We start from the raw sequence: 7,093 nt of genomic DNA on the forward strand, positions 1-7,093 counted from the left end.
GTCGCCCGCCGTCGCCTGCTGCTCCGCGACGAGACGGTAACGGCTGGAAACGCCGGGCGTGCGCACATCACCGAGCATGGCCTCGCCTTCGACATGGATCGTCGGCGGTGCCTTCGCGCCGGCGTCGTAGCGCGCCTCGAAGCGATCGATCCTGATCTGCAGGATGTGGTCGGCGGGCGCGCCGCCGCGGCGGTCGGTCAGCGCGATCCAGGGCGCGCGCGCGCGGAAGCTCGCCTGCGCCTCCTCCCCGAACAGGACGGGCGCCGGCGCTACCCAGCGCAGGCCCTTGATATAGAGCGTCTCGGAGCCGCGGCTGGCAAGCACCCGGTCGCCATCGATCCCGGCGGCGAAGCGGACCGGCATGAGCAGCACGGTGTAGCGCGGGGTCGGGACCACGCCGCCCGTGGCCGGAGAGGCCGTTGGCGGTGCGCCGAAGCGGTAAAGCTGTACCGGCTTTCCGCCGCCCAGCAGCGCGCAACCGGTGAGCAACAGGGCGGCGGCCAACGGCGCGACGGCGCCGGTCGGGTAGCGGGTCGTCATTTGGGCAGCTCCAATTCCTTGCCGCGCGGCTTGCCAAGCGTGCCGTGAGGATCCTGGCGGATCTGGCGGATCAACCCGTCGAGGCTCTCGGCGGTCTCCTGCACGCTCATCATCGTGGCGGTGATGGTCGAACCGAAGGCGCCGCTCTGGCCGCCGAACTGGCGGATGACGCCGCGCGCCTCCTGCACCGCCGCCTTGAGCTCCTTGGCCGCCGCTGCCACGTCCGTCACCGCCTGGCGGCCATCGCCGTCAACGAGTCCGCGCGCCGAGGCCGAGGTCGCCTGGATGTCGGTGGCGGCGGCGTCGAGCTTGGCCAGCGCCGCGGCGGCATCGCCGATCATCGCGCGGTGCGCGGCGAACTCGGCGGTGACCGCGTGGAGGTCGCGCATCGCCGCATCGAGCGTCGCGATATTGCGGTCCGACAGGACCCGGTTGGCGCGGTCGAGCAGTTCGGTCGCCTGCTGCACGGCGCGGCCGCCGCCTTCGAGCAGCGACGCCATCTGATCCGGCTTGCTGCGAATGATCGGCCGGTCGTCGTCGCTTGCGCCCTTGAGCAGCGGCTTGGCCGGGGTTCCGGCAGTGATCTGGACGACGTTGACGCCGGAGATGCCCTGCATCTCGGAGCTCGCCAGCGAGTCCGCCCGCACCGGCGTGCCCCGCTCCAGCGCAATGTCCGCAATCACCAGCAACGAATTCTGCGGCGACAGGAAGACCTTCTCGATCGCGCCAGACTTGATGCCGTTGAACTGCACCTCGCCGCCGTCGGTCAGCCCGCGCACCGGGCCCTTGAAGACGATGCGGTAGTGATCGTGCTTGCCCGCCGACTGGATCCCTCCGAGCCAGATCGCAAAGACGAGCCCGCCGAGGATCAGGACGGTCGTGAGCACGCCGACCAGCGCGTAATTGGCATGTCGCTCCATCAGCCGTGCTTCTCCTTGGCCGCGCGTCCCCGGGGTCCGCAAAAATACTCCTTGATCCAGGGATGGTCGGATTTTTCCAGTTCGGCCGGCGGCGCCACCGCGACCACCTTCTTCTCGGCAAGCACCGCCACCCGATCGCAGATCGCGTAGAGCGAGTCGAGGTCGTGGGTGATCATGAACACGGTCAGCCCAAGTGCGTCGCGAAAGCGCCGGATGAGCGTGTCAAACTCCTCGGCGGCCATCGGATCGAGGCCTGAGGTCGGCTCGTCGAGGAACAATATGTCGGGGTCGAGCGCGATCGCGCGCGCGACGCCGGCGCGCTTGCGCATGCCGCCGGAAAGCTCGGCCGGCCGCTTCGCCCCGGCATCGTCGGGCAGGCCGGCGAGCTTGATCTTGAGCGCGGCGAGATCGCGGACGAAAGCGTGCGGCAGATCGGTGTGCTCGATGAACGGCGCCTCGACATTCTCCTGCACGCTGAGCGCGGAGAACAGCGCGCCGCCCTGGAACATGACGCCGATCCGCCGCTCGACCTGCGCCCTGGCGTCCGGGTCATGGATGTCGCCGCCGAAGATCTCGACGCAGCCGCCTTCCGGCCGCTTCAGCCCGAGGATGGTGTTGAGCAGCACCGACTTGCCGGTGCCCGATCCGCCGACCAGCCCCAGTATCTCGCCGCGCTCGACCTCGAGATCGAGCCCCTCGTGGATGACCGTCTCGCCGAACGCGGTGCGCAGCCCCTTGACGCGGATCGGCGGCGCCTCGTCCTTGTCGCCGCTCATTGCCCGACGTTCCGGTAGACGAGCGCGAAGATCGCGTCGAACATGATGATCAGGAAGATCGACTGCACCACCGCTGCGGTGACGCGCGCGCCCAGGCTCTCGACGTCGCCGCCGGTGGCGAGGCCCTGGCGGCAGCCGGTCGCCGCGATGACGATCGCGAAGAACGGCGCCTTGCTCATCCCGATCCAGAACTGGGTGAGCCCGACCATCGCGACCAGCCGCTGGACGAAGAAGGCGGGGCTGATGTCCATCGTGACCGCGGACACCAGCAGCCCGCCGATCAGCCCGCCGACGTCCGCGCACAGCGTCATGATCGGCAGCATGATCAGCGCCGCGAGCACGCGCGGAACGACCAGCGCGTCGAAGCGATCGACACCCATGACCTGCATCGCGTCGATCTCCTGCGTCATCCGCATCGAGCCGAGCTGCGCCGCGAACGCCGAGGCCGAGCGCCCGGCGAGCAGGATCGCGGCGACCACCGCGCCGAACTCGCGCAGCACGCCGATGCCGACCAGCTCCACCGCATAGACCTTGACGCCGAGCGTGGTGAGCAGTGTGCTGCCGACCAGCGCCAGCACCGCGCCGATGAAGAAGGTCATCGTCACCACGATCGGCAACGCGTCGAGCCCGGCCTGCTCCATCGTCGCGACCAGCGGGATCAGGCGCAGGCGGCGCGGCGAGACGATCGTGCGGGCGAGGGCGACGACCAGCCGGCCGATGAACACCTCCGCCGCATAGGCCTCCTGCCAAAGAGCGACGGTCGCGCGACCGATCCGCTCGAACAGCGCGTGGAGCGAGCGCGGCGCGTGCCGCGGGGCGGGCTTGGGGTCGAGCGAGTCCTTGACTAGGTCGGCCAGCCGCTCGAGCTCGTCGCGGCCGGCAAGGTCGAGCTCGAGCCCATTCTCGCTGGGGTCGCCGAGCACCCGCATCAGCGCGAACACGCCGGCCGTGTCGACGCGGCCGAGCTGATGCGCGTCGAACCGCCGCCGCGCGCCCTTGTCCTCCAGGTCGGCCTTCAGCCGAAGCGGCGCATCGCCGAGCGCGAGCACCGTCCAGTCGCCGGACGGCACGATGGAGACGGTGCCGCCGTCGTCGGTGAGATGGTAGCTGGCGGCCGTCAGCGCCTCGCTCATCGGTCCCGCCCCGGCACGAGCCGCGTCGGGCCGGGCGCGCTCCAGCCGAGGCCGAGGCTGCTCTGGAGCCCGATCCAGTCGGTGGTGAACGCGGCCTGCGCCTGGGCGAGGCTGCTCTGGGTATTGATGCGCTGGCGTTCGGTGTCGAGCGCGTCGATCAGGCTGAGCGTGCCGCCCCGGTAGCGGATCGTCGCGAGCTGGGTGGAGCGGGTGGCCGACGCGCTGGCGTCGGCGAGGCTCGCGACATTGTCGCGCTGGTGGCCGAAGCGGGAGAGCGCGTTCTCGGCGTCGAGCAGCGCCGAGAGCAATGTCGCGCGGTAGGTGGCGCGCGCCAGATCGAAGCCGCCGCGCGCGCCTTCGACCTGGGCGCTGACCGCGGGGAAGTTGAGGAAGTTCCACGACAGGACCGGCACCGCCAGCTTGAGCAGATTGCCGCCGTCGAACAGGCCGGAGAGCCTGGTCGAGCCGTAGCCGAGCGTGCCGAACAGCGTCAGGGTCGGGAAATATTGCGCGATGTCGGCGCCGATCGTCTCGTTCGCGGCCGCCAGCCGCCGCTCGGCCGCGCGGATGTCGGGCCGCGAGCGCAGCAGGTCGGCCGGGTTGCCGATCGGAGTCTGTGCGGGCGGTAGCGGCAGCAACGCGGGCGTAGCCAGCAGCGCGTCGAGCGTGCCCGGCTCATGCCCCGCGAGCTGGCTCAGCTGATCGGTGTAGATCTCGATCTGGCCCTGGAGCGGCACGACGTCGGCCTGCGTCTGCTTGAGCTGGGTATAGACGCGCTCGACGTCGCTGTCGGTGGCGGTGCCGCCCGCGCGGCGCAGCTTGGTCAGCGCGAGCATCCGCTCCTGCACTTCGGTGTTCGCCTGCGCGAGCGCGAGCCGGCCCTGCGCGTCGCGCAGGTTCACGTAGGCGGTGGCGACGTTCATCGTCAGCGTCACCTGCGCGTCCTGGAGGTCGGCCTCATAGGCCTGCGCGGTATCGCGCGCCGACGCGATCTGCCGCCGCACGCCGCCGAACAGGTCGATCTGCCACGTCGCGGTCAGCCCGACATTGTAGAAGTCGATATTGTCGGGGATCTGGGAGGTGCTGTTCCCCGTGCCGCCGCTCGTACCATTGTTGTTGCCCAGCGCGTCGTTGACCGAGCCCGGCACGCCGATGTGCGCGTAGATCGCGCTCGCGCCGCCGCTCGGCAGCAAATCGGCGCGGCGCTCGCGCAGCCTCGCGCGTGCCTGGCGGATGCGCGCGACCGCCTCCTCCAGCGTCGGGCTGTGCGCCAGCGCATCCTGCTCGATCCGGTCGAGCGTCGCGTCGTCAAGCGCGGTCCACCAGGTCGCGAGCGCGGGCGCGTTCGTCACCGGCGCGACCGAGGCGCGGCGGAAGACGGGCGCGGCCCTGGCCGTGGGCGCGGTCTCCGGCGGCCCGTGATAGGTCGGGCCGACCATGCAGCCGCCGAGCAAGGCGGCCGCCGCCAGCGGCAGCAGGACTCGGAGGAGGGCGCGCATGCTGCTCATGCCGGCTGGCTGCTTTCGCCCTTGGGCAGCGGCTTGAGCATGAAGGCGAGCGGGATCGAGATCAGCATCATCGTTCCGAAGATGAAGAAGATGTCCGAGAAGGCGAGCGCCGTACCGGCATTCTGGAAGGTCGTGTTCAACGTCGAATACGAGCGCTCGAGCCCCGCGACGGGGTCGCCCATGCCGAGCTGGGCCACGTTCTGCGTGATCAGGTCCTGCGCGCCCAGCGTGTTGCCGGTGACGTTCTCGGCATAGCGCTCGCCATGGAACCAGGTGCGGTTCTCGCGCATGCTGGTGATCACCGCGAGCCCGAACGACCCGCCGAGATTGCGCGCCGCGTTGAACAGGCCCGAGGCGTCCTCCGCATATTTCTGGTCGACCGCGCTGGTCGAGGCGGAGTTGAGGAAGATCAGCGCGAAGAACTGGCCGAAGCCGATGATGATCATCGAAAACGCGAAATTGACGCCGGTGGTATCGATCGTCAGGTGCGCGTTCAGGAGGCAGCCGACGCCGTAGAAAGCCAGCCCGAGCGCGACCGCGATACGCAGGTCGAGATGCTTTTCGAGGATCGGGAAGATCGTCATCATCAAGAGCGACGGCACGCCGATGATGAAGGTCACCTGACCCGACTGGAAGGCGTTGTAATCGGCCAGCGACGTCAGGAATTGCGGCAGCATGTAGCTGATCCCGTACAGCGCCGATCCGACGATCAGGCTGAGCACGAAGACGCTGCCGAACGCCCTCGTCAGGATGATCTTGAGCCGGATCACGGGGGATTTGGCGGTGAGCTGGCCGACGATCAGCAAAGCGAAGCCCACCAGCGAGGCGACGATCAGCCGCGCGATCAGCGGCGATTCGAGCCAGCGTTCGCGCTGCCCCTCCTCCAGCACCACGGTCAGCGCGCCGAGCCCGAGCGCCAGCCCGCCGATCCCGAGCCAGTCGGCCTCGGCGATCAGCCCGAGCTGCGCCTTCTTAGCGGGCAGGCCGACGATCAGCAAAGCGAGCAGCCCGACGCCAAGCGGGATGTTGATGAAGAAGGCGTAATGCCACGAATAATTCTCGGTGAGATAGCCGCCGAGGATCGGCCCGGCGACCGGCCCGAACACGGCGGTGAAGCCGAACAACGCGATCCCGATCGAGCGCTGCGCGGGGGGCAGCATCGTCGAGACGATGGTGAGCGCGGTGGGGATCATCGCGCCGCCGGTGAAGCCCTGGCCGATGCGCCCGATGATCATCACCCCCAGGCTGCCCGAAAGGCCGCACAGGATCGAGAAGCCCGTGAACAGCACGGTGCAGATCATCAGGAAGGTGCGCAGCCCGAGCAGGCGATCGAACCAGCCGGCGAGCGGGATCATCACGATCTCCGCCACCAGATAGGCGGTGCTGATCCAGGTGCCCTCGGTCTGGCTGGCGCCGATCTCGCCCTGGATCGTCGGCAGCGAGGCGCTCACCACCGAGGTGTCGATCGTCGCCATCAGCGAACCTATCGTCCCTGCGGCGACCGCGATCCAGGCGCTCGCGCCTCCTTGGCCACCCTCCTCGCTCACCGGCCGGCCCCGGCGCTGTGGTTCGCCCTGTCGCGCTGCAGCTCGCGGTCATGCTCGTGCTTGCGCGCGTCCTCGGTGCGCTTCTTCTCGTCCTTCTGGGCCTGCGCGTCGTCCTTGGCGCCGCGCGTGTCGATCGAGACGGTGACGGACAGGCCCGGCACCAGCACCTTGCGCGCCTCGGGCCCCGCCTCGACGCGAATGCGCACGGGCACGCGCTGCACGATCTTGGTGAAGTTGCCCGTGGCGTTGTCGGTCGGCACCAGCGCGAAGCGGCTGCCGGTGCCGGGCGAGAAGCTCTCGACCGTGCCGTGGATGTCCTCTCCCGGCAAAGCGTCGACCTCGATCGTGGCGGGCTGGCCGATCCGCATCAGCCCGATCTGCGTCTCCTTGAAGTTCGCGGTGAGGTAGAGACCGTAGACGGGCACCACCGTCATCATCCGCGTGCCCGCCTGGATATACTGGCCGACGCGCACGGTGCGGTCGCCGATCCGCCCGTCGATGCGGCTGGTCACGGTCGCCGCGCCGACATTGACGAGGTTGGCCGCGAGCTGCGCGCGCGCGGCATCCACCTGCGCGTGGCCCGAGCGGACCTGTGCGTCGTAATAGGCGATCTGGTGCCGCGCGCCCGCGACCTGCGCTTCGCTCGCCGCGAGCTGCGCGCGCGCCATC

At 69.6% G+C, this 7,093-nt stretch carries 7 protein-coding genes; all 7 read right to left on the reverse strand.

Annotation, left to right across the window (positions count from 1 at the left end; translation table 11 throughout):
- Nucleotides 1–540, reverse strand: a 540-nt coding sequence (locus tag HUU95_RS04710) for an ABC-type transport auxiliary lipoprotein family protein (protein WP_174279051.1), incomplete at its 3' end; no start/stop codon positions are given.
- A complete protein-coding gene (locus tag HUU95_RS04715) occupies nucleotides 537–1,460 on the reverse strand; it encodes an MlaD family protein (RefSeq protein WP_174279052.1) in 924 nt (307 codons plus the stop codon). The genes HUU95_RS04710 and HUU95_RS04715, both read right to left, overlap by 4 nt.
- Nucleotides 1,460–2,236, reverse strand: a complete 777-nt coding sequence (locus HUU95_RS04720; RefSeq protein WP_174279053.1) for an ABC transporter ATP-binding protein — start codon at nucleotides 2,234–2,236, stop codon at nucleotides 1,460–1,462. The genes HUU95_RS04715 and HUU95_RS04720 overlap by 1 nt, the downstream gene beginning before the upstream one ends.
- A complete protein-coding gene (locus tag HUU95_RS04725) occupies nucleotides 2,233–3,369 on the reverse strand; it encodes an ABC transporter permease (protein ID WP_174279054.1) in 1,137 nt (378 codons plus the stop codon). The genes HUU95_RS04720 and HUU95_RS04725 overlap by 4 nt, the downstream gene beginning before the upstream one ends.
- Nucleotides 3,366–4,877 (reverse strand): efflux transporter outer membrane subunit, encoded by a 1,512-nt coding sequence (locus tag HUU95_RS04730; protein ID WP_254602620.1) that lies wholly within the window; start codon nucleotides 4,875–4,877, stop codon nucleotides 3,366–3,368. Before HUU95_RS04730 ends, HUU95_RS04725 begins: the two co-directional genes overlap by 4 nt.
- Nucleotides 4,874–6,424 carry a DHA2 family efflux MFS transporter permease subunit gene (locus HUU95_RS04735; RefSeq protein WP_302480092.1) on the reverse strand — a complete coding sequence of 517 codons (1,551 nt, stop codon included), beginning with the start codon at nucleotides 6,422–6,424 and terminating at the stop codon, nucleotides 4,874–4,876. The genes HUU95_RS04730 and HUU95_RS04735 overlap by 4 nt, the downstream gene beginning before the upstream one ends.
- The coding region (locus HUU95_RS04740; protein WP_174279056.1) for an HlyD family secretion protein at nucleotides 6,421–7,093 on the reverse strand (673 nt) is incomplete at its 5' end. The genes HUU95_RS04740 and HUU95_RS04735, both read right to left, overlap by 4 nt.

The sequence above is a fragment of the Sphingomonas bacterium genome, from assembly GCF_903643065.1.
Lineage (GTDB): Bacteria > Pseudomonadota > Alphaproteobacteria > Sphingomonadales > Sphingomonadaceae > Sphingomonas.

Bases quoted from the DNA above. Each gene is read 5' to 3' on its own strand.
- HUU95_RS04725 (WP_174279054.1), bottom strand. From the start codon at position 3,369: ATGAGCGAGGCGCTGACGGCCGCCAGCTACCATCTCACCGACGACGGC.
- HUU95_RS04720 (WP_174279053.1), bottom strand. From the start codon at position 2,236: ATGAGCGGCGACAAGGACGAGGCGCCGCCGATCCGCGTCAAGGGGCTG.
- HUU95_RS04730 (WP_254602620.1), bottom strand. From the start codon at position 4,877: ATGAGCAGCATGCGCGCCCTCCTCCGAGTCCTGCTGCCGCTGGCGGCG.
- HUU95_RS04715 (WP_174279052.1), bottom strand. From the start codon at position 1,460: ATGGAGCGACATGCCAATTACGCGCTGGTCGGCGTGCTCACGACCGTC.